This window comes from Variovorax paradoxus (assembly GCF_024734665.1).
Classification (GTDB): domain Bacteria; phylum Pseudomonadota; class Gammaproteobacteria; order Burkholderiales; family Burkholderiaceae_C; genus Variovorax.
Genome location: NZ_CP102931.1, coordinates 4,391,649 through 4,417,188 on the forward strand (window position 1 = coordinate 4,391,649; position 25,540 = coordinate 4,417,188).

At 64.8% G+C, this 25,540-nt stretch carries 26 protein-coding genes and 1 tRNA gene; 6 read left to right on the plus strand and 21 right to left on the minus strand.

Annotated elements, in window-relative coordinates:
* From nuoK to NWF24_RS20820, 20 genes are all read right to left on the minus strand, one after another.
* The gene (gene nuoK, locus NWF24_RS20725; protein ID WP_019653383.1) at positions 1-309 is read right to left on the minus strand and encodes an NADH-quinone oxidoreductase subunit NuoK; all 309 of its coding nucleotides are present in this window, start codon (positions 307-309) and stop codon (positions 1-3) included.
* Positions 306-956, minus strand: coding sequence for an NADH-quinone oxidoreductase subunit J (locus NWF24_RS20730; RefSeq protein WP_258350166.1), 651 nt, complete (start codon positions 954-956; stop codon positions 306-308). The genes nuoK and NWF24_RS20730 overlap by 4 nt, the downstream gene beginning before the upstream one ends.
* A 38-nt stretch (positions 957-994) precedes the next feature.
* Positions 995-1,516: an NADH-quinone oxidoreductase subunit NuoI gene (gene nuoI / locus NWF24_RS20735; protein WP_042579825.1), complete on the minus strand. Its 522-nt coding sequence runs from the start codon at positions 1,514-1,516 to the stop codon at positions 995-997.
* 17 nt (positions 1,517-1,533) lie between these two features.
* Positions 1,534-2,613, minus strand: coding sequence for an NADH-quinone oxidoreductase subunit NuoH (nuoH, locus tag NWF24_RS20740; protein WP_373423676.1), 1,080 nt, complete (start codon positions 2,611-2,613; stop codon positions 1,534-1,536).
* Positions 2,610-4,781, minus strand: a complete 2,172-nt coding sequence (nuoG, locus tag NWF24_RS20745) for an NADH-quinone oxidoreductase subunit NuoG (RefSeq protein WP_258350167.1) — start codon at positions 4,779-4,781, stop codon at positions 2,610-2,612. Before nuoG ends, nuoH begins: the two co-directional genes overlap by 4 nt.
* 20 nt (positions 4,782-4,801) lie before the next feature.
* Entirely contained in the window at positions 4,802-6,142 is a 1,341-nt protein-coding gene (gene nuoF, locus NWF24_RS20750; protein WP_093057847.1) for an NADH-quinone oxidoreductase subunit NuoF, read from the minus strand.
* Positions 6,142-6,681: an NADH-quinone oxidoreductase subunit NuoE family protein gene (locus NWF24_RS20755; protein ID WP_258350168.1), complete on the minus strand. Its 540-nt coding sequence runs from the start codon at positions 6,679-6,681 to the stop codon at positions 6,142-6,144. The genes nuoF and NWF24_RS20755 overlap by 1 nt, the downstream gene beginning before the upstream one ends.
* Before the next feature lie 10 nt (positions 6,682-6,691).
* Positions 6,692-7,945, minus strand: coding sequence for an NADH-quinone oxidoreductase subunit D (locus tag NWF24_RS20760; protein ID WP_258350169.1), 1,254 nt, complete (start codon positions 7,943-7,945; stop codon positions 6,692-6,694).
* 1 nt (position 7,946) lies between these two features.
* On the minus strand, positions 7,947-8,558 hold the full coding sequence (locus tag NWF24_RS20765) for an NADH-quinone oxidoreductase subunit C (protein ID WP_258350170.1): 612 nt from the start codon (positions 8,556-8,558) through the stop codon (positions 7,947-7,949).
* 13 nt (positions 8,559-8,571) lie between these two features.
* A complete protein-coding gene (locus tag NWF24_RS20770) occupies positions 8,572-9,051 on the minus strand; it encodes a NuoB/complex I 20 kDa subunit family protein (protein ID WP_007837763.1) in 480 nt (159 codons plus the stop codon).
* A 12-nt stretch (positions 9,052-9,063) separates the two neighbouring features.
* A complete protein-coding gene (locus NWF24_RS20775) occupies positions 9,064-9,423 on the minus strand; it encodes an NADH-quinone oxidoreductase subunit A (RefSeq protein ID WP_012748607.1) in 360 nt (119 codons plus the stop codon).
* 67 nt (positions 9,424-9,490) lie between these two features.
* A tRNA-Leu gene (locus tag NWF24_RS20780) sits at positions 9,491-9,575 on the minus strand.
* Between the two features lie 119 nt (positions 9,576-9,694).
* Positions 9,695-10,096, minus strand: coding sequence for a preprotein translocase subunit SecG (gene secG, locus NWF24_RS20785; protein ID WP_258350171.1), 402 nt, complete (start codon positions 10,094-10,096; stop codon positions 9,695-9,697).
* Between the two features lie 36 nt (positions 10,097-10,132).
* Complete coding sequence (gene tpiA / locus NWF24_RS20790) at positions 10,133-10,897, minus strand: triose-phosphate isomerase (protein ID WP_375338400.1); 765 nt, start codon at positions 10,895-10,897, stop codon at positions 10,133-10,135.
* A 20-nt stretch (positions 10,898-10,917) separates the two neighbouring features.
* Complete coding sequence (locus NWF24_RS20795) at positions 10,918-11,916, minus strand: NAD(P)H-quinone oxidoreductase (protein WP_093057853.1); 999 nt, start codon at positions 11,914-11,916, stop codon at positions 10,918-10,920.
* A gap of 89 nt (positions 11,917-12,005) precedes the next feature.
* On the minus strand, positions 12,006-14,312 hold the full coding sequence (gene pnp / locus NWF24_RS20800; protein WP_258350173.1) for a polyribonucleotide nucleotidyltransferase: 2,307 nt from the start codon (positions 14,310-14,312) through the stop codon (positions 12,006-12,008).
* Positions 14,313-14,518: 206 nt separating this feature from the next.
* Positions 14,519-14,785, minus strand: coding sequence for a 30S ribosomal protein S15 (gene rpsO, locus NWF24_RS20805; protein ID WP_007837783.1), 267 nt, complete (start codon positions 14,783-14,785; stop codon positions 14,519-14,521).
* A gap of 88 nt (positions 14,786-14,873) precedes the next feature.
* The gene (locus NWF24_RS20810) at positions 14,874-15,809 is read right to left on the minus strand and encodes a DMT family transporter (RefSeq protein ID WP_375338483.1); all 936 of its coding nucleotides are present in this window, start codon (positions 15,807-15,809) and stop codon (positions 14,874-14,876) included.
* Between the two features lie 80 nt (positions 15,810-15,889).
* On the minus strand, positions 15,890-17,062 hold the full coding sequence (locus NWF24_RS20815) for a pyridoxal phosphate-dependent aminotransferase (protein WP_258350176.1): 1,173 nt from the start codon (positions 17,060-17,062) through the stop codon (positions 15,890-15,892).
* 30 nt (positions 17,063-17,092) lie between these two features.
* Positions 17,093-18,385: a branched-chain amino acid ABC transporter substrate-binding protein gene (locus NWF24_RS20820; protein WP_258350177.1), complete on the minus strand. Its 1,293-nt coding sequence runs from the start codon at positions 18,383-18,385 to the stop codon at positions 17,093-17,095.
* Between the two features lie 124 nt (positions 18,386-18,509).
* Here NWF24_RS20820 and NWF24_RS20825 point away from each other — a divergent pair, with 124 nt between their 5' ends.
* Both NWF24_RS20825 and NWF24_RS20830 read left to right on the plus strand, forming a co-directional pair.
* On the plus strand, positions 18,510-18,881 hold the full coding sequence (locus tag NWF24_RS20825) for an Hsp20/alpha crystallin family protein (RefSeq protein ID WP_258350179.1): 372 nt from the start codon (positions 18,510-18,512) through the stop codon (positions 18,879-18,881).
* A 188-nt stretch (positions 18,882-19,069) separates the two neighbouring features.
* Positions 19,070-19,804, plus strand: coding sequence for an alpha/beta hydrolase-fold protein (locus NWF24_RS20830; RefSeq protein ID WP_093057858.1), 735 nt, complete (start codon positions 19,070-19,072; stop codon positions 19,802-19,804).
* Here the strand turns inward: NWF24_RS20830 and tsaD are convergent.
* Complete coding sequence (gene tsaD / locus NWF24_RS20835) at positions 19,761-20,801, minus strand: tRNA (adenosine(37)-N6)-threonylcarbamoyltransferase complex transferase subunit TsaD (protein ID WP_258350180.1); 1,041 nt, start codon at positions 20,799-20,801, stop codon at positions 19,761-19,763. The genes NWF24_RS20830 and tsaD overlap by 44 nt on opposite strands.
* A gap of 120 nt (positions 20,802-20,921) precedes the next feature.
* Between tsaD and NWF24_RS20840 the strand changes: the two genes are divergently transcribed.
* From NWF24_RS20840 to NWF24_RS20855, 4 genes are all read left to right on the plus strand, one after another.
* Positions 20,922-22,184 (plus strand): nitrate regulatory protein, encoded by a 1,263-nt coding sequence (locus tag NWF24_RS20840; RefSeq protein ID WP_258350181.1) that lies wholly within the window; start codon positions 20,922-20,924, stop codon positions 22,182-22,184.
* 343 nt (positions 22,185-22,527) lie between these two features.
* On the plus strand, positions 22,528-23,772 hold the full coding sequence (locus NWF24_RS20845) for a CmpA/NrtA family ABC transporter substrate-binding protein (RefSeq protein ID WP_258350182.1): 1,245 nt from the start codon (positions 22,528-22,530) through the stop codon (positions 23,770-23,772).
* A gap of 10 nt (positions 23,773-23,782) precedes the next feature.
* Positions 23,783-24,706 (plus strand): nitrate ABC transporter permease, encoded by a 924-nt coding sequence (gene ntrB, locus NWF24_RS20850; protein WP_258350183.1) that lies wholly within the window; start codon positions 23,783-23,785, stop codon positions 24,704-24,706.
* Complete coding sequence (locus NWF24_RS20855) at positions 24,703-25,512, plus strand: ABC transporter ATP-binding protein (protein ID WP_258350184.1); 810 nt, start codon at positions 24,703-24,705, stop codon at positions 25,510-25,512. The genes ntrB and NWF24_RS20855 overlap by 4 nt, the downstream gene beginning before the upstream one ends.
* Positions 25,513-25,540 lie beyond the last annotated feature (28 nt).

Sequence of the window (25,540 nt, forward strand, 5' to 3'; positions counted from 1 at the left end):
TCAACCCTTGAGCGAGTTGAGTTCGTCGACGTTGATGTTCGACTTGTTGCGGAACAGCAGGACCAGCAGCGCCAGCCCGATGGCCGACTCGGCCGCAGCCACCGTCAGGATGAAGAACACGAAAATCTGGCCGTGCATGTCGCCCAGGAAGTGCGAGAACGCCACGAAGTTCATGTTGACCGCGAGCAGCATCAGCTCGATGGCCATCAGCAGGACGATCAGGTTCTTGCGGTTCAGGAAGATGCCGATCACGGACAGCGCGAAGAGCATCGCGCCGAGCGAAAGAAAGTGTCCGAGCGTGAGCGTCATGCCTTGTTTTCCTTTGCAGCGTCCGCAGCTTCAACCACAGGCTCGGCAGCACGCGTTACCGGCATCTGCACGATGCGTACGCGGTCGCGCGCCTTCACACGCACCTGGTCGGCCGGGTTGACGTACTTGCTGTCCTTGCGGGTACGCAGCGTCAACGCGATGGCGGCCACGATGGCCACGAGCAGGATGACCGCGGCGATTTCCAGCGGGTAGAGGTATTCGGAGTAAAGCAGCTTGCCGAGTTCGAGCGTATTGGAAGTGTTGGCCCCCAACGCACCGGCAGCAGCGCGCGGCTCGCCGAGGCGGAAACCGCCCATGAGCACGGCCGCCATTTCGAGCGCAATCAGCGCACCCACGCCCGCCGCCAGCGGAAAGTGCTTCCAGAAGCCCTCCCGCAAGCCGTCGACGTTGATGTCCAGCATCATCACCACGAACAGGAAGAGCACCATCACGGCGCCGACATATACCAGCACGAGCGAGATCGCGAGGAACTCGGCACGCAGCAGCAGCCAGATGGCCGATGCCTGGAAGAAGGCCAGAACCAGGTACAGCGCGGCGTACACGGGGTTGCGGGCGGTGATGACGCGGAACGCTGCAAACAGCAGCACCACGGCAAACAGATAGAACAGACCGGTCTTGACGTCCATTGGAATTCGAATTGGTACGGGGTTCGGGCTGGTCGGAATCAGCGGTACTTGGCGTCAGCCGCCTTGTTCGCTGCGATTTCTTTTTCGTAGCGGTCGCCCACGGCCAGCAGCATGTCCTTGGTGAAGTACAGGTCGCCGCGCTTTTCGCCGTGGTATTCGAAGATGTGCGTCTCGACGATCGAGTCGACCGGGCAGCTCTCTTCGCAGAAGCCGCAGAAGATGCACTTGGTCAGATCGATGTCGTAGCGCGTGGTGCGGCGCGAGCCGTCGTCGCGCACATCCGATTCGATGGTGATGGCCAGCGCCGGGCAGACGGCTTCGCAGAGCTTGCAGGCAATGCAACGCTCTTCGCCGTTTTCATAGCGGCGCAGCGCGTGCAGGCCGCGGAAACGCGGCGACAGCGGCGTCTTCTCTTCGGGAAACTGCACCGTGATCTTGCGGGCAAAGGCGTACTTGCCGGTGATGGCCAGGCCCTTGAACAGTTCGAACAGCATGAAGCTGCCCAGGAAGTCCTTGAGCGAGAACGGCGCGGACGGTGTTGCGGTGTGCGCAGCAGACATGATGTTGGCGCTTCCTGTTATTTCCAGATGTTGAACGGCGTCTGCATCCAGCCACCGACCACGACCAGCCACACGAGGGTGACGGGAATGAAGATCTTCCAGCCCAGACGCATGATCTGGTCATAGCGGAAGCGCGGGAACGTCGAACGCACCCACAGGAACATGGTGACCACGCAGAAGGTCTTGAGGCCCAGCCAGATCCAGCCCGGAATGAAGCTCAGGAACTCGAACGGCGGCAGCCATCCGCCGAGGAACAGCACCACGGTCAGGATCGAGACGAGCCACATGTTCGCGTACTCGGCCAGGAAGAACATCGCGAAGCTCATGCCCGAGTACTCGATCATGTGGCCAGCAACGATTTCGGACTCGCCTTCCACCACGTCGAACGGGTGGCGGTTGGTCTCGGCCAGGCCGGAGATGAAGTACACGACGAAGATCGGCAGCAGCGGCAGCCAGTTCCACGACAGGAAGCCGACGCCCATGTTGGCGAACATGCCCTTGCCCTGGACATTCACGATCTCGCTCATGTTCAGGCTACCCGTGACCATCAGCACCACGACGAAGCAGAAGCCCATCGCGATTTCGTAGCTCACCATCTGTGCCGAGGCGCGCAGCGCGCCCAGGAAGGCGTACTTCGAGTTCGAGGCCCAGCCGGCGATGATCACGCCGTATACCTCGAGCGAAGTGATGGCCATCACGAACAGCAAACCAGCGTTGATGTTGGCCAGCGCCACGTCGGGGCCGAACGGAATCACGGCCCATGCGGCGAGCGCCGGCATGATGGTCATGATCGGGCCCAGCAGGAACAGGCCCTTGTTGGCGACCGTCGGAAGAATGATTTCCTTGGTCATCAGCTTGAGCGCGTCGGCGATCGGCTGGAGTAGGCCCAGTGGTCCGATGCGGTTCGGGCCGATGCGGATCTGCGTGAAGCCGATGGCCTTGCGCTCCCACAGCGTGAGGTACGCCACGGCCAGCATCAGCGGGATCACCACCACGATGATCTTGATCAGCGTCCAGATCAGGGGCCAGACCACGGCGGTCCACCAGCCTGCGGCAACCAGCCCCTGGCCGAAGCCATGAATGGTGTCGACGATCATGCCAGTGCCTCCTCGGCACGCGCCGACACGTTCGATCCAGCCGATGCATTGCGCGCGTCGGCGGTCAGTTGCAGTGACGGTGCGCGACGCACGATCGAGTCGAGCTGGTAGATGCTGGCGACCACGGGAGCGGCAGTCGCACCGCTGGAAGCGACGGCATTGGCGGAGGTGGCGTTGCTCAGCGCGTTCGCCGGCACCGCACCCTTGTCACCGATGGTGGCCAGTACATCGGCAGTCGATTCGAACGCGAAGCCGGGCAGACCCAGCAGGTTGGCCAGCACGCGCAGCACCTTCCACGCCGGACGCGTTTCGCCTTGCGGCTTCACGACAGCATGGAAACCTTGCAAGCGGCCTTCGGCATTGACGAAGGTACCGGGGGTTTCGGTGAAAGGAGCGATCGGGAGCAGCACGTCGCTGAACTCGAGGTTGGCCTTGAAGGGGCTCAGCGTGACGACCATTTGCGCATTGCCGATGACATCGGCAGCGGCGGCGCCAGCAGCCGAGTCGAACACCGGCTCGGTGTTCAGCAGCATCACGGCCTTCAGGCCGGAACCGGCGGCGAGCATGCGGCCCGCATCGAGACCGCCGTTCTTCGGGAAAGCGCCGACGATCTGCGCGCCAACGGTGTTGGCGGCTTCAGTCAGGTAGCCGACGGTGGCGCCCGTTTGCGCGCCGATCCAGTTCGCCAGGGCCAGCAGGCTGCTGGCTTGTGCGTGGTGGGCGGCGGCATTGCCGAGCAGGATGGCCTTGCGTTCGCCACTCAGCAGCGAGGCTGCGATGGCTTGCGCGGCGGCGTCCGGCGCGTTCTTCGGTGCCAGGGGCGCGGTTGCGCCATTGGTCTGGCCGATGGCGGCGGCAACTGCGGCCAGCGCCTCGACCCATTGGTCGGCTTCGACGATGGACGATTGCGCCACGTCGATGGCCCAGGCGTCGCGGGCAGCCATCAGGCTGGCCGAGGTGATCACCGACAGCGCGGCGCCCTTGCGCACGGCCTGGCGGATGCGCTGCGCGAACAGCGGATGTTCCTTGCGCAGGTTCGAGCCCACGACCAGCGCGCGCTGCACTTGCGTGAGCGAAGCGATCGAGGTACCGAGCCAGCGCACGCCTTCGAACGCCGTGAATTCGGCATTGCGCAGGCGGTAGTCGATGTTGTCGCTGCCGAGTTCACGCGTGAGCATGGCGGCGAGCTGCAGCTCTTCGAGCGTGCTGTGCGGGCTGACGAGCGTGCCAATGCTTTGTGCACCGTGGTCGGCCTTGATCTGCTTCAGGCCATTGGCGACGTACTCGAGCGCCGTCTGCCAGTCGACCTGCTGCCACTGGCCGCCCTGCTTCAGCATGGGCTGCGTCAGGCGTTCCGGGCCGTTGAGGGCTTCGTACGAGAAACGGTCGCGGTCGGCAATCCAGCATTCGTTGACGTCTTCGTTCTCGAGCGGCACCACGCGCATCACGCGGTTGTTCTTGACCTGGACGATCAGGTTGGCACCGGTCGAATCGTGCGGGCTCACCGACTTGCGGCGCGACAGCTCCCAGGTACGGGCGCTGTAGCGGAAAGGCTTGCTCGTGAGCGCACCGACCGGGCAGATGTCGATCATGTTGCCCGACAGCTCGGAGTCGACCGAGTCGCCGAGGAAGGTTTCGATTTCGGAGTGCTCGCCGCGGTGCGACATGCCGAGCTCCATCACGCCGGCCACTTCCTGGCCAAAGCGGACGCAGCGCGTGCAATGGATGCAGCGGCTCATTTCTTCCATGCTGATCAGCGGGCCCACGTCCTTGTGGAACACGACGCGCTTTTCTTCTTCGTAGCGCGAAGAAGAACCGCCGTAGCCCACGGCCAGATCTTGCAGTTGGCACTCGCCGCCCTGGTCGCAAATGGGGCAATCCAGCGGGTGGTTGATCAGGAGGAACTCCATGACCGACTGCTGCGCCTTGATGGCCTTTTCGCTCTTGGTGCGAACGATCATGCCCTGCGTGACGGGGGTGGCGCAGGCCGGCATCGGCTTGGGCGCCTTTTCCACGTCGACCAGGCACATGCGGCAGTTGGCCGCGATGCTGAGTTTCTTGTGATAGCAGAAGTGCGGGATGTACGTGCCCGCCTTGTCGGCAGCATGCATCACCATGCTGCCTTCGGTCACTTCGACCTTCTTGCCGTCGAGTTCGATTTCGATCATGAGTATGTTTCTTCTCGCGCTCAGGCCTTGACGGGCGCCGTCGGAACGTAGCCCGGGATCAGGGCTTCGAACTCGTGACGGAAGTGCTTGATCATGGCGCGCACCGGCATCGCTGCCGCATCGCCGAGCGCACAGATGGTGCGGCCCATGATGTCGCCGGCGACGGAGTCCAGCAGTTGCAGGTCGCTGGGCTTGCCCTGCCCGTTGTGGATGCGGTCCACCACGCGGTAGAGCCAGCCCGTGCCTTCGCGGCAGGGAGTGCATTGGCCGCAGGACTCGTGCATGTAGAAGTACGAGAGGCGCTTGAGCGACTCGACCATCGAGCGGCTGTCGTCCATGACGATCACCGCGCCCGAACCGAGCATGGAGCCGGCCTTGGCGATGGAGTCGTAGTCCATGGTGCAGGCCATCATGATGTCGGCCGGCAGCACCGGCGCCGACGATCCGCCGGGGATCACGGCCTTCAGCGTGCGACCCTTGCGCACGCCACCGGCTAGCTCGAGGAGCTTGGAGAACGGCGTGCCCATGGGCACTTCGTAGTTGCCGGGCAGCTCGACGTCACCGCTCACCGAGTAGATCTTGGTGCCGCCGTTGTTCGGCTTGCCGCATTCGAGGTAGGCCGGACCGCCGTTGCGGATGATCCAGGGCACCGCCGCGAAGGTCTCGGTGTTGTTGATGGTGGTCGGCTTGCCGTACAGGCCGAAGCTGGCCGGGAACGGCGGCTTGAAGCGCGGCTGGCCCTTCTTGCCTTCGAGCGATTCGAGCAGCGCGGTTTCTTCGCCGCAGATGTAGGCGCCGAAGCCGTGGGCGGCGTGCAACTGGAAGTTGTACGTGCTGCCCATGATCTTGTCGCCGAGGTAGCCGGCGGCGCGCGCCTCTTCGAGGGCTTCCTCGAAGCGGTCGTAGCTCTGGAAGATCTCGCCGTGGATGTAGTTGTAGCCCACGCTGATGCCCATCGCATACGCGGCGATGGCCATGCCTTCGATCACGATGTGCGGGTTGAACTGCAGGATGTCGCGGTCCTTGCACGTGCCCGGTTCGCCTTCGTCCGAATTGCAGACGAGGTACTTCTGGCCCGGGAACTGGCGGGGCATGAAGCTCCACTTCAGGCCGGTCGGGAAACCTGCGCCGCCACGGCCGCGCAGGCCCGAAGCCTTGACTTCGGCGATCACCTGGTCGGGCGTGAGGCCCTCGGTGAGAATCTTGCGCAAGGCCTGGTAGCCGCCGCGCGCTTCGTAGTCGGCCAGACGCCAGTTGGTGCCGTCGAGGCCCGCATAGATCTGCGGTTCGATGTGGCGGTCATGGAAACAGGTCTGGACGCCTGTCGCCTGGAACTGCTGGAGCACTTGTTCGGGTGACATCAGGCCGCCTCCCCTTTGGTGGAACCGCGCAGGCCTTCGATGAGCTGGTCGAGCTTCTCGTTGCTCATGAAGCTGCACATGGTGCGGTCATTGACCAGCATCACGGGCGAATCGGCGCAAGCACCCAGGCATTCGCTCTGCTGCAGCGTGAACAGGCCATCGGCCGTGGTCTCGCCCATCCTGATGCCGAGCTTCTTCTCGAGGTGTACGAGGGCGGTGACGCCGTCGCGCAGCTGGCAAGGCAGGTTGGTGCACACGTTGAGCTTGAACTTGCCCACCGGATGCTGGTTGTACATGTTGTAGAAGGTCGTCACTTCATGCACGGCGATGGGCGCCATGCCGAGGTACTCGGCAATCTCGCGCTCGCGCTGCAGACTGACGTGGCCCTCGTCCTGCTGGACGATGGCGAGGCAGGCCATCACGGCGGATTGCTTGCCTGCTTCGGGGTACTTGGCGACCTCGCGCGCAAAGCGCTCGAGGATCGTAGTCTTCAACGGCGCCGAGGGCGCCGCGTCATGGTGGGTCGAGGAAGTCGTCATTCGCTCTTTCTCACCTGTCGATCTCGCCGAACACGATGTCCATCGTGCCGATCACCGCGACAGCGTCGGCGATCATGTGACCGCGCGACATTTCGTCGAGGGCGGCGAGGTGCGGGAAACCAGGGGCGCGGATCTTCAGGCGGTACGGCTTGTTGGCGCCGTCGCTCACGAGATAGATGCCGAACTCGCCCTTCGGATGCTCGACGGCGGCATACGCCTCGCCTTCGGGCACGTGGAAGCCTTCGGTGAAGAGCTTGAAATGGTGGATCAGCTCCTCCATGTTCGCTTTCATCGATTCGCGCGCGGGCGCGGCGACCTTGTGGTTGTCGGTGATGACAGGACCAGGGTTGGCGCGCAGCCAGGCCGAGCACTGCTGGATGATCTTGTTGGCCTGTCGCATCTCTTCGACGCGGACCAGGTAGCGGTCGTAGCAGTCGCCGGTCTTGCCGACGGGCACGTCGAACTGCATTTGGTCGTAGACGTCGTAGGGCTGCTTCTTGCGCAGGTCCCATTCGATGCCCGAGCCGCGCAGCATGGGGCCGGTGAAGCCGAGGTTCAGCGCGCGCTCCGGCGTGACCACGCCGATGCCCACAGTGCGCTGCTTCCAGATGCGGTTGTCGGTGAGCAGCGTCTCGTACTCGTCGACCATCTTAGGAAAGCGCTTGCAGAAGGCGTCGATGAAGTCGAGCAGCGACCCCTGGCGATCTTCGTTCAGGCGCTCGATGGCCTTGGCATTCTTGATCTTGCTGACCTTGTACTGCGGCATCGCGTCAGGCAGGTCGCGGTACACGCCGCCCGGACGGAAGTACGCCGCGTGCATGCGCGCGCCGGAAACGGCCTCGTACATGTCGAACAGGTCTTCGCGCTCGCGGAAGCAGTAGATGAGCATGTTCATCGCGCCGCAGTCCAGACCGTGCGCGCCGAGCCACAGCAGGTGGTTCAGCAGGCGGGTGATCTCGGCGAACATCACGCGGATGTACTGCGCGCGGATCGGCACCTCGAGGCCCATCATCCGCTCGATGGCGAGGCAGTACGCGTGCTCGTTGCTCATCATCGACACGTAGTCGAGACGGTCCATGTACGGCAGCGACTGGATGAAGGTGCGCGATTCGGCAAGCTTCTCGGTCGCGCGGTGCAGCAGGCCGATGTGGGGGTCGGCGCGCTGGATCACTTCGCCGTCCAGCTCGAGCACCAGGCGCAGCACGCCGTGTGCCGCAGGGTGCTGGGGACCGAAGTTGAGTGTGTAGTTCTTGATTTCGGCCATATCAGTGCAAACCGCCGCCGTAGTTGTCTTCGCGGATCACGCGCGGAGTGATTTCGCGCGGCTCGATGGAAACCGGCTGGTAGACCACGCGCTTCTGTTCTTCGTCGTAACGCATCTCGACATGACCGGACACCGGGAAGTCCTTGCGGAACGGGTGGCCGATGAAGCCGTAGTCGGTCAGGATGCGGCGCAGGTCGTCGTGACCGTCGAACACGATGCCGTAGAGGTCGAAGGCTTCGCGCTCGAACCAGGTGGCGGCATTCCAGACGGGCTGCAGCGAATCGACCACAGGCAGGTCTTCGTTCGGTGCAAACACCTTCAGGCGCACGCGCTGGTTGAGGCTTACCGACAGCAGGTGGGTGACGACGCAGTAGCGCTCGCCCTGCCACTCGCCTTCGCGGTAGTCGGAGTAGTCCATGCCGCAAAGGTCGATCAGCTGCTCGAAGTGGCAGCCGGGCGCATCGCGCAGCAGCAAGGCGGCTTCGATGTAGTCGGCAGCACCGACCACCACGGTCACTTCTTCCAGGGCGAGCGTCACGCTCTTGGCCTTGGCGCCGAGCGTCTCGGCGATGGTGGCGCGCAGCACCTCCGGCGAAATTGCAAAGTCAGTCATCGTCGGCAATCCCTCAGGCGCGGGCAATGGTGTTGGTGCGGCGAATCTTCTGCTGCAACTGGATCACGCCGTAGAGCAAAGCCTCGGCGGTGGGCGGGCAACCCGGAACGTAGACATCGACCGGCACGATGCGGTCGCAGCCGCGCACGACGGAATAGCTGTAGTGGTAGTAGCCACCACCATTCGCGCACGAACCCATCGACAACACCCAGCGCGGCTCGGGCATCTGGTCATAGACCTTGCGCAAGGCCGGAGCCATCTTGTTGCACAGCGTGCCGGCCACGATCATCAGATCGGACTGGCGCGGGCTGGGGCGAAACAGCATGCCGAAGCGATCGATGTCATAGCGGGCGGCGCCCGCGTGCATCATTTCCACCGCACAGCATGCGAGGCCGAAGGTCATCGGCCAGAGAGATCCGGTCTTCGCCCAATTCACCACCGAGTCGTAGGTGGTGGTGACGAAACCTTCTTTGAGAACGCCTTCAATGGCCATCGTGATTCCTTGTCATTCCCAGTCGAGCGCGCCTTTTTTCCACTCGTAGGCAAAGCCCACGACGAGGATGGCGAGAAAGATCATCATGGCCCAGAAGCCGACAGCACCGATCTCCTTGAGCGCAATGGCCCACGGAAAGAGAAAGGCAATTTCGAGATCGAACAGGATGAAGAGAATCGCAACGAGGTAGTAGCGCACGTCGAACTTCATGCGCGCGTCCTCGAAGGCTTCAAAGCCACACTCGTAGGGAGCGTTCTTTGCGGCGTCGGGCCTGTTGGGGCCGAGAATGTATCCGATGACCTGAGGGGCGACGCCTACGCCGACTCCGACCAGAATGAACAAAAGGACGGGGAGGTAGGAGTCGAGATTCATCGAGAGTTTTTCACCGCTTGCCACCGGCAAGAGGAGCCCCTGGATGAGGCTTTCTGCCGATGAGATTTGGTGCGGTCGGCGAGACTCGAACTCGCACAGCTTTCGCCACTACCCCCTCAAGATAGCGTGTCTACCAATTTCACCACGACCGCGGTTTTTGCTGTTCGGATGGCATGAGGTACCTGCAAGAGGCATTTGGCTTTCCGAACAGATTTAGAGTTTACCCTGAAATGAAGCCATTTCTCACAGGCAACTCATGAAAACGAGTTGATTACTTGCTCGGAATCTGGCCCGCGCCCGAAACCGGGGCAGCAGGAGCCGAAGCAGGCGCAGTGGGAGCCGCCGCACCAGGAATTTCACTCGCTGCACCAGAAGCCGGCGTGGCCGGTGCACCCACTGCAGCGCGCTCAAGAAGACTGCCACCGCCTGCAGGACGTGCATGGCTGAAATAGGCCAGCAGCAGCGTGCATGCGAAGAACACCGCAGCAAGCACAGCCGTGGTGCGCGAGAGGAAGTTGGCACTGCCGCTGGCACCGAACAGGCTGCCAGCACTGCCGCTGCCGAAGGCCGCACCCATGTCGGCGCCCTTGCCGTGCTGGATCAGGATCAGGCCGATCATTGCGAGGGCCGTCAGCATCTGCACGCCGACCAGTAGATTGAGGACCAGGTTCATTCGTTCTTACTCCTAAGTGATACAGCCGTTGCGCGTTCAGCGCGCAGCGGCGGAAATGATCTGCAGAAAATCGGGCGCCTTGAGCGAAGCGCCACCGATGAGGCCGCCATCGATGTCGGCCTGCGCCAGCAGTTCTGCGGCGTTGGCGGCGTTCATGCTGCCGCCATAAAGAATCTGGATGCCGGCGGCATGCTCGCTCGCTGCGTGATGCAACTGCGCGCGCAGCACCGCATGCACCGCTTGCGCCTGCTCCGGCGTGGCGGTCTTGCCCGTGCCGATGGCCCAGACGGGCTCGTACGCCACGACGATCTCGCTGATGCAATGACCGTTCACATGGATGACCGCAGCCAGCTGACGCTTGACGACTTCTTCGGTCTGCCCTGCTTCGCGCTGTGCCAGCGTTTCGCCAACGCAGACGATCGGCGTGATGCCATTGGCCAGCGCTGCCGCTGTCTTGGCCGCAACCACTTCGTCGGTCTCGCCGTGGTATTGCCGACGCTCGGAGTGACCAACGATGGCATAGCGCACACCGAAGTCCTTCAGCATCGCCGCCGATTGCTCGCCGGTGAATGCTCCTTGCGGATGCGCCGAAATGTCCTGCGCACCCAGCGCCAGTGCTGGCGAACCTGCCAGCAGCGACTGCAGTTGCGCGAAGTACGGTGCAGGCGCACACAGCGCCACGTCACAAGCCGCCGGGCTTGCGGCCAGGCCTTGTTGCAAGGCCTTTACCAGCGCCTCGTTGGCAGCCAGGCTGCCATTCATCTTCCAGTTGCCAGCGATCAGTTTCTTCTTGGTCGTCATCGCGTTCGTCTTCCCGTCACTCACCATGTCAGCACGATCTTGCCGATGTGCTGGTTCGATTCCATCAGCGCGTGAGCCTGGGCTGCGCCACTTGGCTCGCCCGCCGCTGCAAAGATGCTGTGGATCACGGGCTTGATCGCACCGCTTTCCAGCAGCGGCCACACCTTCTCGCGAAGGGCCTTGGCAATAGCGCCCTTGAACGCCACTGGCCGCGGACGCAGCGTCGAGCCGGTGATCGTGAGCCGCCTGCGCAGCACGAGGCCCGCATTGATCTCACTCTTCACGCCGCCCTGCACCGCGATGATCACGAGCCGGCCATCTTCGGCCAGGCACTCGATCTCGCGCGCCACGTAGTCGCCGGCGACCATGTCGAGCACCACGTCCACACCCTTGCCGCCAGTGAGCTTCTTCGCCTCTTCGACGAAGTCGCTCGTGCGGTAGTTGATGGCATGGTCGGCACCAAGCTTCAGGCAGGCTTCGCACTTGTCGTCGCTGCCGGCCGTGACGATCACGGTCGCACCGAGCGCCTTGGCGATCTGGATCGCCGTGACGCCGATGCCGCTCGAGCCGCCCTGGATCAGCAGCGTCTCGCCCTTTTGCAGGCGGCCACGGTCAAACACATTGCTCCAGACGGTGAAGAAGGTTTCGGGCAGCGAAGCTGCATCGATATCGCTCCACCCCTTGGGCACCGGCAGGCATTGCGCCACGGGCGCTACGCACAGCTCGGCATAGCCGCCACCGGCGATCAGCGCACAGACACGGTCACCAACCTTGAAGCCCGCCTCGGCCAGCGCCGCAGCGTCACCCGAGACGATCTCGCCGGCCACTTCGAGGCCCGGCAGATCGGAAGCGCCCGGCGGCACGGGGTAGTGCCCCTTGCGCTGCAGCACGTCCGGGCGATTGACGCCACTTGCCGCCACACGGATCAGCAGTTCGCCCGCACCCGCTACCGGGTCGGGACGCTGCGCAACGCGCAGCACCTCAGGGGCGCCGTACGAAGTGATTTCAATGGCTTTCATGGTCTTTCGGCCTCCAACGCCCGCAGATGGGGCGAAGCTTGATGTTCAAAAGATAGCAACGGCGGCCGGAGACCGCCGTTGCGCCCTTCTTACTCCTGAGGCTCGCGCGGGGCTTGCTGCTGCTCGCCGGCCGGGGCCTGCGGCTGCTCGTTGCGCGGCTGTTGCTGCTGCTCGTTGTTGAAGCGCGGTGCGCGTTCACCACCACGATCACCACCGCGGTCGCCGCGATCGCCACGTTCACGGCGATCGCCACGGTCACCGCGGTCTTCGCGCGGCGGGCGCTCGCTGTATTCCATGCCGGCGGGACGCTCGGTCAGGGCCTTCATGGACAGCTTGACGCGACCCTTCTCGTCCGTTTCCAGAACCTTGACCTTCACGATCTGGCCTTCGCTCAGATAGTCGGTCACCTTCTCGACGCGTTCGTGCGCGATCTGGCTGATGTGCAGCAGGCCGTCCTTGCCGGGCAGCAGGTTGATGAGCGCACCGAAGTCCAGGATCTTGGTGACCGGGCCTTCGTAGACCTTGCCGATTTCGACTTCGGCCGTGATCTGCTCGATGCGCTTCTTGGCCAGTTCGGCCTTTTCCGGATCGGTCGAAGCGATGGTGATGGTGCCGTCTTCGTCGATGTTGATCGTCGTGCCGGTTTCTTCCTGCAGGCCACGGATGACCGAGCCGCCCTTGCCGATCACGTCGCGGATCTTCTCGGGGTTGATCTTCAGCGTGGTCAGGCGCGGTGCGAAGCTGGAGACTTCGGCCTTGGCCTCGCCCATGGCTTCCTGCATCTTGCCCAGGATGTGCATGCGCGCTTCCTTGGCCTGCGCCAGTGCGACCTGCATGATTTCCTTGGTGATGCCCTGGATCTTGATGTCCATCTGCAGCGCGGTGATGCCGTTGGTGGTACCCGCAACCTTGAAGTCCATGTCGCCCAGGTGATCTTCGTCGCCCAGGATGTCGGTCAGCACCGCGAAGCGGTTGTCTTCCTTGATCAGGCCCATGGCGATGCCGGCCACGTGAGCCTTCATGGGAACGCCGGCGTCCATCATCGAGAGGCAGCCGCCGCAGACCGAAGCCATCGACGACGAGCCGTTCGACTCGGTGATTTCCGACACCACGCGAACCGTGTACGGGAACTCTTCCTTGTTCGGCAGCACGGCGACGAGTGCGCGCTTGGCCAGGCGGCCGTGGCCGATTTCGCGGCGCTTGGTCGAGCCCATGCGGCCCACTTCGCCGGTGGCGAAGGGAGGCATGTTGTAGTGGAACAGGAAGCGGTCTTCGTACTCGCCGGCCAGCGCGTCGATGCGCTGAGCGTCACGTTCGGTGCCGAGCGTGGTGATGACCAGCGCCTGGGTTTCACCGCGCGTGAACAGGGCCGAACCGTGGGTGCGGGGCAGCACCGAGTTGCGGATTTCGATGGGGCGCACGGTGCGCGTGTCGCGGCCGTCGATGCGGGGCTCGCCCGACAGGATCTGGCTGCGCACGATCTTCGATTCGATCGAGAACAGCAGGTCGTTGACCTTGCCGGCGTCGAAAGGCTCGCCGCTTTCCTTCAGCGATGCCATCACGCTGGCATTGGCTTCGCGCAGGGCTTGCGTGCGGGCTTGCTTGCTGCGAATTTGATAGACAGCGCGCAGCTTTTCTTCGGCCAAGCCCTTGACCTTGGCAACGAAGGCTTCGTCTTCGGCGGGTGCTTGCCAGTCCCACACCGGCTTGCCGGCGTCGCGCACGAGTTCATGGATCGCGTTGATCGCGATGTTGGCTTGTTCGTGGCCGAACACCACGCCGCCCAGCATGATTTCTTCGCTGAGTTGCAGGGCTTCGGATTCGACCATCAGCACCGCGGATTGTGTGCCGGCGACGACGAGGTCCATCTGCGAATCCTTGCGAGCCGTCTGGCCCGGATTCAGCACGTACTGGCCGTTGATGTAGCCCACGCGGGCGGCACCGATCGGGCCGTTGAACGGCACGCCGGAGATCGACAGCGCGGCGCTCACGCCGATCATGGCGGCGATGTCGGCATCGACTTCGGGGTTGAGCGACACGGTGTGGATGACCACATGCACTTCGTTCAGGAAGCCTTCGGGGAACAGCGGGCGGATCGGGCGGTCGATCAGGCGGCTGGTCAGCGTTTCATGTTCGCTGGGCTTGGCTTCGCGCTTGAAGAAGCTGCCGGGAATCTTGCCTGCGGCGTAGGTCTTCTCGATGTAGTCGACGGTCAGCGGGAAGAAGTCCTGGCCGGCCTTGGCCGACTTGGAGGCGACCACGGTCGCGAGGATGACGGTGCCGTCGATGTCGACGAGCACGGCGCCGCTGGCCTGGCGGGCGATTTCACCCGTTTCCATGACGACGGTCTTGTCGCCCCACTGGAACGACTTGGTGACTTTGTTGAAGAGGCTCATGTTTTGCTCCTGTTTTGATAGCGGACTACACAGAATCCGCAAGAGACGGAGGCTTCTCAGAACACGATGCCATTCCAGCGAAGCTCGGGGCGAACTTCATTGGAATGACACAGCTTCGCTCTGTTTGGGCACTCCGAAAGTGGATCGCGAAGTAAAAAACGCCTGAGCTAGCGGACTAACCCAGGCGTTTTTTCATGCGATTCGATTTACTTGCGCAGACCCAGCTTGGCGATCAGCGCGGTGTAACGGTCGGCGTCCTTGGACTTGAGGTAGTCGAGGAGCTTGCGGCGGCGGCTCACCATGCGCAGCAGGCCGCGACGGCCGTGGTGGTCCTTGGCGTGCGTCTTGAAGTGGGGGGTGAGCTCGTTGATGCGGGCGGTCAGCAGTGCGACTTGCACTTCGGGGCTGCCGGTGTCGTTGGCGGCGCGGGCGTTGTCCTTGACAACTTCTGCCTTGATGGAGGCTGCGATCATGTTGATTTCCTTGTTCCGGGATGTTTGACTTGCGGTGTGCGCTGGAACTGCACCCACCGTGCGCCTTGCGGCATGCAAAGCCTTGGAATTATAGCCCGACCGTCCTGATCGGGCTTTCAGGCCCCTTGCGGGGCCTTCCATCGAGCGAAGCCAGCCCCACGGCGCCCAGCACGCAAACCGCCCCGCCGATCTGCGCCAGGCTGATGCTTTCACCCAGCCAGAGCGCGGCAAGCGCCAGCGCCGAGACCGGCAAAACGGCCGTGAAAAGCGCCGCCTCGGCCCCGCGCAGCCGGGAAGATCCGGCGAACCACAGTACGAAGCCCAACACCGTCGGCACGAGCGCGTAGTAGGCGACGCCGGCCAGCGCCTCCGCCGGCAAAGGATGCTCCCATGCCCGCTCGAACAGGGCCGGCACCAGCGACAGCAGCAGCCCGAAGGCCGTCATCAGCGTCGACAGCGCCAGCGGACGCACTGGCACCCGCAGGCGCTTGTTGAGCAGGATGAACATTGCCTCGCAGACCACCGCGCCCAGCACCAGCAGGTTGCCGATCAGCGCCGCGGGAGATTTCGAGTCCCCCGCTGAAACCGGGCCCGCCCCGGGCCAACTGATTGCCAGCACCCCCGCCGTCGCCAGCACGATGCTTCCCACCAGAAACCGCCCCGGCCGCTCGCGCAGCGCAATCACCGCCACCAGCGCCGCCACAGCCGGCAAGGTGCCCGCCACCACGCCCGCGCTGGCGGCCGGCGCCCAGCGCACGCCCAGGATCAGCAGCACGGTGTAGCCCACGCTCCCCAGACCCGCCTGGCACACCAGCAGCGCCAGATCGCGCCGGCCGGGTCGCGGCCATGGTGTGCGGGTCAGCCGCAGCAGCACCAGGAACACCGGCAGCGCCATCGCGAACCGCAGTGCGGTCGCGGTGAACGGAGGCAGCCCGCCCGCGATGACCTTGCTGGCCACCACCGTACTGCCCGCCGTGACCATTGCCAGCGCGCACAGCGCCATCCCCTTCAACCGTTGCGACAACATGCCGAGCCTTCGCTTTCGAGAAAAGCCCGAGCTTCGCGACCCCGGCACGCCGCGTATTGAACGAAATTGCAGCCGGCTCAGCCCTTGCCGGGTTGCTGCTCCGCCAGCCAGTTACGCAGCCGCTCCACCCCCTTCACCAGCCGCTGCGGATCTTTCGACGCGAAGCACCAGCGCAGCCAGCCCTGTGCCTCGGGCGCAAAGGCGTTGCCCGGCGCGAGCCCCAGGCCCGCCTCTGCCACAAGCCGCTTGGCAACTTCGAGCGAATCGCCGAAGCCTTCGAGCCGGAAGAAGGCGTACATGCCCCCCTTGGCCGAGGCCACCTGCACGCCCGGCAGCGCCGCCAGCAGCGGCACCAGCGTGTCGCGGCATTGCTTCAGGTGCGCCACCACGCGCGGCGTGATCTCGCTCGTGTGCGCAATGGCGGTGATGGCGGCGCGCTGCGTGAACACGCTGGCGCACGAGGTGTTGAACTCGATCAGCTTGCCGATGCCGTCCACCATCGACGGCGGCAGCACCAGCCAGCCGAGGCGCCAGCCCGTCATCAGGAAGCTCTTCGAGAAGCTGTGCGTGACGACCAGGCGATCGTCGGGCTTCGAGATGTCGAGGAAGCTCGGCGCGCAGCCATTGGGCGTCGGCTCGTAGTACAGCCGCTCGTACACCTCGTCGGCCAGGATCCAGGTGCCGGTCTGGCGGCAATGGTCGAGCACGGCCTGCTGCTCGTCGCGTGTCATGGTCCAGCCCGTGGGGTTGTTCGGCGCGTTGACGATCAGCAGCTTCGTCTTCGACGTGACCGCTGCGCGCAACGCGGGCAGGTCGAGCGTCCATTGCCCATTCACCGGCACCAGCGACAGCGTGCGCACATGTGCGCCCATGATCGCCGGCTGCGCCGTCAGGTTGGGCCACACCGGCGTCACGGCGACCACTTCGTCGCCCGCGTCGACCAGTGCCTGCACCGCGAGCATCAGCGCGCTCACGCCACCCGAGGTAACGGCGATGCGCGAGGCGTCGACCGCCGGATGCAGCCCGCTGGTGTAGCGCGCGATGGCGTCGCGCAATTCGGGCAGGCCGAGGTTGTGGGCGTAGAAGGTTTCGCCCCGCTGCAGCGACTCGATGGCCGACTGGCGGATCACCTCGGGTGTGACTTCGTCGCTTTCGCCGAACCAGAAGGCCAGCACGTCGTCGCGGCCCATGCCGGCATTGGCGACTTCGCGGATCTTCGATGCTTCGAGGTTGTGGATTGCTTCACGCATGTCTGGTCGTCCTGTTCATCATCATCGTCATCAAGGTCTCTTCATCTTGCACGAGGTCGGCAGCTCGGCACGTTCGGGGGCGATGGTCTTGACCACCCGAAAGCCGTAGCCGGAGCCCTCGACGTCGAACTGCACGCCCGGCCGGCCCTGCTTGTCCATCACGCCGACCACGAGCTGCTGCTGGAACTGGTGGTCCACAGCGCGCATGCGCCCGCGCTGGCCGTACAGGCTCACATCGGCCTGCTCCAGCGCGCGCGCCACCGGCACTGCGTCGACACTGCCCGCGCGTTCGATGGCCTGTACAAGCGCTTCGATCATCAGCGCCAGCCGCATGTGCACATAGTCTTCGGCTGGCTTCGGAAAGCGCGCGCGGAAGGCACGATAGAAGGCTTCGGACTGCGCCGTCTGCACGTTGGGCAGCCAGTCGGCCACCGCGATCACGCGCCCAATGCCCGCATCGCCGATGGCTGCGGGCGCGCCCAATGCATTGCCGTAGAAGGTATAGAAGGTGCCGTTGAAACCGGCTTCGCGCGCCGCCTTCACCAGCAGTGTGAGGTCGTTGCCCCAGTTGCCCGTGACCACGGCCTGCGCACCGCTCGCGATGATCTTGGTGGCGTAGGGCGCGAAGTCTTTCACCTTGCCCATCGGATGCAGTTCGTCGCCGACGATCTCCACGTCGGGCCGCTGCACGCCGAGCTGCCGGCGCGCCTCGCGCAGCACGGCCTGGCCGAAGCTGTAGTCCTGCCCGATCAGGTAGACGCGCTTGAGCGCTGCGTCGTCCTTCACCACGTCCATCAGCGCGGCCACGCGCATGTCGGCATGGGCGTCGAAGCGAAAGTGCCAGAAGCTGCAGCGCTCGTTCGTGAGCACCGGGTCGACCGCCGCGTAGTTGAGGAAGATCACGCGCCGCGACGGGTCACGCTCGTTGTTCTTGTCGATGGCATCGACCAGCGCCGCGGCCGTGGCCGACGAGTTGCCCTGCAGCACGATGCGCGCGCCGTCGTCCATCGCGGCGCGCAGTGCGGAGAGCGCCTCTTCGTTCTGCCCCTTGCTGTCGTAGCGGTCGAGCTGCAGGGGCCGCGCGCCGCCGGACAGCTTGATGCCGCCGCGCGCATTCACGCGCTCCACCGCCCACAGCAGATTGCGGAACACGGCTTCACCCGTGTTGGCGAAGGGGCCACTCATGCTTTCGATGAGAGCCAGGCGAATGGGCGCAGGTGGCGCCGAAACCGATGCCTGCGCGAGCGCGGCGAAGGGCCTCGCGCATAGCGCCAGCGCTGCGAATTTCAAGGCCTCGCGGCGCCAAATAAAGGGGGGATTCATTGTCTTGAAACGCGTGCGGCTGCGCCTAGATGAGGTGTCAAGCGGCACTCACGATTGAACGGCCGCGCAGTGTAAGGGACACACATTCCTTGTCCCCATTGTGTTGATTCAGGAGTTCTTCATCATGTTTTTCGCCCCCACCCTTCGCACCGCCCGCTTCGCTCCTCGCGCCTATGACCGCTCGTTCGAACGCTTCGTGAACGAAGCCTTCGCCGGTGCCCGCCGCTCGCCACTCGTGGAGCAGGACGACAAGAGCTGGACCCTCTCGCTCGACGTGCCGGGTTTCACGCGCGAAGACCTCGCGATCAGCATCGAAGGCGCCGTGCTGCGCATCGACAGCAAGGCCGAAGCCAAGCGCCAGTTCAAGGCCGCCTACGAGCTGCCGCAAGACATCGACGTGGCCACCAGCGAAGCGAAGCTTGAGAACGGCGTGCTCACGCTGAAGCTCGGCAAACTGGTCCCCGTGAGCCAAGCCACTCAGTTACAAATCAACTAATTTGGCCTATGCCCACAAGAGGAAAATGTTAGTTAAGGCCTCGTTTTGACTTTAAACGAGCACCTTATTCACAATAGCGCTAGATAACGTCACATGATGTGACGTTTTCCTAGAACTTTCTTCTTCGTGGGCGTCTCGTAAACGCACCGAACTCGCTACGGTGCGGTTCGGGTGCCCCCAAAGGCACCATGAAAACGCACCTTCAATCCGCCAACCCCAACGAACAATCCGACACGCTCCTGGTGTTCCTGCCCGGGGCATACCTGAAGCCCGACGAGTTCGAGCGCGAAGGGTTCATCGCAGCCGTGCGCGAACGCCATCTGGCGGCCGACTCCCTGCTGGTGGACGCGGATGTTTCCTACTACTACGAACAGACGCTGAGCGATCGCCTCCACACCGAGGTCATCGAGCCGCAGCGCGCCAAGGGCTACAAGTCGATCTGGCTCGTGGGCATTTCCATCGGCGGCTTCGGCGCGCTCATTCACGAACTGGCGCGGCCGGGCTCGGTGGACGGCATCGTGGCACTCGCGCCCTACCTGGGGCGCCGGGTGCTCGGCGCGGAGATCAAGAAGGCCGGCGGCCTGCGCACCTGGCAGGCGCCCACCGGGCCGCAGCCCGACGAAGAGCCCGACCGCAAGCTCTGGCCCTTCTTCCAGCAGTACCTGGAAGCCCAGCCGTCGCAGAACCTGCCGCCGCTGTACCTGGGCTTCGGGCTCGACGACCGCTTTGCCAGCAACCACAAGCTGCTGGCCGACGCCCTGCCGCCGGGGCGCGTCTTCACGACCGAGGGTGGCCACGACTGGCCGCAGTGGCGCCAACTGTGGCGCAATGTGCTGGACGTGCTGCCGCTGCCGGCAATCGGCCGATCGAAGCAACTGCTTACGCAGTCTCCGGTAGCGAAGCCATGGGCCATCGCGGCCTGACGTCGAAGGCATAGCGCTCGCTCGCCTGCGACAGCCCCGACTGCAGCCGCATCGCCGCAGCCATGGCGATCATCGCGCCGTTGTCGGTGCACAGGTGCAGCTCCGGGTAGTGCACCCGCACCTTGCGCTTCGCGCACGCAGCATTCAGCTGCTCGCGCAGATTCCTGTTGGCTCCCACTCCCCCCGCCACCACCAGGCGCTTGAGCCCGGTCTGGTCGAGCGCGGCGAGCGACTTCTTCAGCAGCACCTCGACGATGGCCGCCTGCGTGGACGCCGCCAGGTCAGCCTTGTTCGCTTCGAGCTGGTCCCCGAGCTTCTTGGCCTGCGTGAGCACGGCCGTCTTCAGGCCGGCAAATGAAAAATCGAGATCGCCGCTGTGCAGCAACGGTCGCGGCAGCTTGAAGGCCGTGGCATTGCCGCCTTCGGCCAGCTTCGCGAGCCACGGCCCGCCGGGATACGGCAGGCCCATGAGCTTGGCGCTCTTGTCGAAGGCCTCGCCGGCTGCGTCGTCGATGGTCTCGCCGAGCAGTTCGTAGCGACCCACGCCGTCCACCCGCATCAACTGGGTATGGCCGCCCGACACGAGCAGCGCGACGAACGGAAACTCCGGCGGATCGGCGCTCAGGAACGGCGAAAGCAGATGCCCTTCGAGGTGATGCACCCCCAGCACCGGCTTGCCCAGCGCCACGCCCAGCGCACAGGCCACGCCGGCGCCCACCAGCAGCGCACCCGCCAGCCCCGGCCCGCGCGTGTAGGCCACCACGTCGATCTCGCCCAGCGAGCGGCCGGCTTCGGCCATGACGGCTTCGGTCAGCGGCAGCACGCGGCGAATGTGGTCGCGGCTGGCCAGTTCGGGCACCACGCCGCCGTAGGCCTGGTGCATGGCGATCTGGCTATGCAGCGCGTGCGAAAGCAGCAACGGCAGCGCGTCGCCGTGCGACTCGACCAGCGCCACGCCGGTTTCATCGCAGGATGATTCGATTCCCAACAAGAGCATGCCGCCGAGTGTAGGCGGCGCCCTCCGCCGGCACCCGCGAAGGGGCAAACGGTGCCGGCCTCCACGCCCCCGGGGCACGGATGTTGCAGTGACTGAGCCAGAGCCCCGCGCCCACCCGCCATGAAATCCGGACTGAGTTTTCTGATTGCCGCTCGCCGCTGCGAAATCGACGAGCTGGATCAGCTCGCCCGCACCAGCGAGCTGGTGGGCGTGATCGGCCGCCTCGTCCACGCGCTGCAGCGCGAGCGGGGCATGTCGAACATGTTCCTCACCTCGCGCGGCGCCCGCTTCGCCGACCAGCGCGGCCCGCAGATCGCCGAATGCATTGCGCTCGAGCAGGAGGTGCGCGCCGGCTTCGACCAGCTCGAGGCCGACAACCACCGCGGTGCGGGCCCCGGCAACAGCGCGCGCCTGTTCAGCCGCATCGCCTGGGTGCTCCCCGGCCTGGACGCCCTGCCCGGCCTGCGCCGCCGCATCGACGCGCTCGAACTGAAGCCCGCGCAGTCCACCGCTGCGTTCGCCAAGCTCGTCGCCGGCCTGCTGTCGGTGGTGTTCGAGGCGGCCGACGGCGCCACCGACCCCGAGATCTCGCGCCTGCTGGTCGCGATGTTCAACTTCATGCAGGGCAAGGAATTCGCCGGGCAGGAGCGCGCCTTCGGCTCCGCCGCGCTGGCGATGGGCCGCAGCGACGAGGCGCAGCGCCTGCAATGGCTACACCTGATCGAATCGCAGGAGCGCTGCTTCCAGGTGTTTGCCGATTTCTCCGGCGAGACCGTGCTCGCGCTCTGGCGCAACAGCCAGCCCGATGCCGAAGTGGCCGAGCTCGAACGCATCCGCCGCCGCGGTGCCGCCTCAGCGCCGGCTGACGTGCCGCTCAGCCAGGCCTGGTTCGACTGCTGCACCCGCCGCATCGACGCCATGAAGATCGTCGAGGACCGCTTGGCCGCCGACCTGCGCTCGCTGTGCGAGCGCAAGACCGTGCAGGCGCGCAGCGAGTTGCAGGAATACCGGCAGCTGCTCGACACGCTGGCCCCGCAGGCCGGCGCCCTGTTCTTCGACGATGCCGATGCGCAGTCGGCCGCGCCCGCCCAGTTCGGCCGCCATCTTGAGCGTTCGGTGCTCGACATGGTCCAGGAACAGTCGCACCGCCTGCAGGCCATGAGCGACGAGCTCGAAACCGTGCGCGCCTCGCTCAACGAACGCAAGATCGTCGAACGCGCCAAGGGCCTGCTGATGGCGCACCGCCGGCTCAGCGAAGAAGACGCGCACAAGATGTTGCGCCAGACCGCCATGAACCAGAAGCGGCGGCTGGTCGATGTGGCCGAGTCGATGCTGGCAATGGCCGACTACCTGCCCATGCTCGACCGCACGCCGCCGCGCTGAGACCGTTGCAGCCGTTCAACTTGGTGCAGTGCACAACAACCGTGCAGTCGGCATCTTCTCGCCTGATCGGGCTCTCACCCGCGCTGCACCGCCGCATCCAGCTACTTTCTTGATAGCGGCCTGCGGGTCCGAAGGCTGGCACACCGCTTGCAAGCAATAAGTTCGTAGACCCCTCAATGGGTCTTCAGGCAGGCGGCACCCAATGGCGGGTGTCTCCCACCGAACCGGACAAAGGCGTCCCCATCCCGCAAGGGCTCGTTTTCGAGCAGCCCCTGCGCGGTGCGGACGCCTTTTCTTTTTTGTCTTTCTTGTTCTTGTTTGTCTTCAACCGGAGCCCCGCCCCATGACCGACCTGCTCAAAACCCGCCTCAGCCGACGCCGCGTATTGCAAGCCGCTGCCATCGGCGCCGTCGGCATCGACCCGGCGCTGCGCGCCGCCGTCTGGGCCCAGGGCTCTGACAAGCCCGAGAAGGAGGAAGTGAAGATCGGCTTCATCCCGCTGACCGACTGCGCCAGCGTGGTGATGGCCTCGGTGCTCGGCATCGACAAGAAGTACGGCGTGAAGATCGTGCCCAGCAAGGAAGCCAGCTGGGCCGGCGTGCGCGACAAGCTGGTCAACGGCGAGCTCGACATGGCCCACGTGCTCTACGGCCTGATCTACGGCGTGCACCTCGGCGTGAGCGGCCCCAAGAAGGACATGGCCGTGCTCATGACCCTCAACAACAACGGCCAGGCCATCACGCTGTCGAAGAAGCTCTCGGACAAGGGCGCGGTCGATGCCGCCTCGCTCGCCAAGCTCATCGCCAGCGAGAAGCGCGAATACACCTTCGCGCAGACCTTCCCCACCGGCACTCACGCCATGTGGCTCTACTACTGGCTCGCCTCCGCCGGCATCGATCCGTTCAAGGACGTGAAGAACATCACCGTGCCGCCGCCGCAGATGGTGGCCAACATGCGCGTGGGCAACATGGACGGCTACTGCGTGGGCGAGCCCTGGGGCCAGCGCGCCATCATGGACGGCATCGGCATCACGGCCATCACCACGCAGGACATCTGGAAGGACCACCCCGAGAAGGTGCTCGGCACCACGGCCGAGTTCACCAAGAAATACCCCAACACCGCACGCGCCGTGACCGCCGCCATCCTCGAGGCCGGCAAGTGGATCGACACCGGCCTGCAAAACAAGAACAAGATGGCCGAGACCATCGCCGACAAGAGCTACGTCAACACCAGCGTGGACGCCATCAACCAGCGCATCCTGGGCCGCTACACCAACGGCCTGGGCAAGAGCTGGGACGACCCCAACCACATGAAGTTCTACAACGGCGGCGCCGTGAACTTCCCGTACCTCTCGGACGGCATGTGGTTCCTCACGCAGCACAAGCGCTGGGGCCTGCTGAAGGAACACCCCGACTACCTGAAGGTGGCCACCGAGATCAACCGCATCGACATCTACAAGCAGGCCGCCGCAGCCACGCAGACGCCGGTGCCCAAGGAAACGATGCGCACCAGCAAGCTGTTCGACGGCTCTGTCTGGGACGGCAAGGACCCGAAGAAATACGCCGAGTCGTTCAAGCTTCATGCATAGGGAGAACACCATGGTCAGCGCAGTCTTTCACTCGCCGCTCGAAGCGACCACCGCACAGGTGACGCAGGTGGCCCCTTCCGTCGCGGCCAGGCCGGCAACTCCAAAGCCGACACCCGCCCCGGCGCCCGAGCCCCGGGTGCGCACGCCCATCGACCTGCGCGCCTTCTGGATGCGCGTGCTGCCGCCGCTCGCGGGCTTCGGCCTGCTGCTGCTGATCTGGGAAGTGGTGGCCATGAAAAGCACCACCGGCTTCCCCACGCCCGCAGCCACCTGGCAGCAGGCCGTGACGGTGTTCAGCGACCCCTTCTACAGCAAGGGCCCGAACGACCAGGGCGTGGGCTGGAACGTGCTCTCGTCGCTGCAGCGCGTGGCGCTGGGCTTCGGGCTGGCGGCGCTGGTCGGCATTCCGGCGGGCTTTGCGATCGGGCGCTTCGAATTTCTCGCGCGCATGTTCAACCCGCTGATCAGCCTGCTGCGCCCGGTGTCGCCACTGGCCTGGCTGCCCATCGGTCTCCTGGTGTTCAAGGGCGCCAACCCGGCCGCCATCTGGACCATCTTCATCTGCTCGATCTGGCCGATGGTCATCAACACGGCCGTGGGCGTGCAGCGCGTGCCGAGCGACTACATGAACGTGGCCAAGGTGCTGAACCTCAGCGAATGGAAGATCCTCACCAAGATCCTGTTCCCCGCCGTGCTGCCCTACATGCTGACCGGCGTGCGGCTGGCCGTGGGCACCGCGTGGCTGGTGATCGTGGCGGCCGAGATGCTCACGGGCGGCGTCGGCATCGGCTTCTGGGTGTGGGACGAGTGGAACAACCTCAACGTCGCCAACATCATCATCGCGATCTTCGTGATCGGCATCGTCGGCCTGGTGCTGGAGTTCGCGCTCATCAAGCTGGCAACGGCATTCACGTTCGAAGAGGTGAAGTCATGATCGACGACAGCAAGTACATCCAGATCCACGGTGTCGAGCAGGCGTTCAAGACGCCCAAGGGCCGCTTCGTCGCGCTGCGCGACGTGAACCTGAACGTGGCCAAGGGCGAGTTCATCACGCTCATCGGCCACTCGGGCTGCGGCAAGTCGACGCTGCTGAACCTGATCGCCGGGCTCACCACGCCCACCGAAGGCTCGCTGCTGTGCGCCAACAAGGAAATCAAAGGGCCCGGCCCCGAGCGCGCGGTGGTGTTCCAGAACCACTCGCTGCTGCCCTGGCTCACCTGCTTCGAGAACGTGTACCTCGCGGTCGAGCGCGTGTTCGCGGCCACCGAGAGCAAGGCGCAGCTGCGCGCACGCACCGATGCGGCGCTGGCGCTGGTGGGCCTCACGCCCGCCGCGCAGAAGCGGCCCGGTGAAATCTCCGGCGGCATGAAGCAGCGCGTGGGCATTGCGCGCGCGCTGTCGATGGAGCCCAAGGTGCTGCTGATGGACGAGCCCTTCGGCGCGCTCGACGCCCTCACCCGCGCCAAGCTGCAGGACGAGCTGCTGGCCATCGTGCAGAAGACACACAGCACCGTCGTCATGGTCACGCACGACGTCGACGAGGCCGTGCTGCTGAGCGACCGCATCGTGATGCTGACCAACGGCCCGGCCGCCACCATCGGCGACGTGCTCGCAGTGAACATTCCGCGCCCGCGCAACCGCGTGGAGCTGGCCGAAGACCCGGCCTACGTGCACGCGCGCAAGGCGGTGATCGACTTCCTCTACACGCGCCAGGCGCACGTGGAGAAGGTCGCGGCCTGACGCTGCGCCCGCGCCAGCACAACCGGCG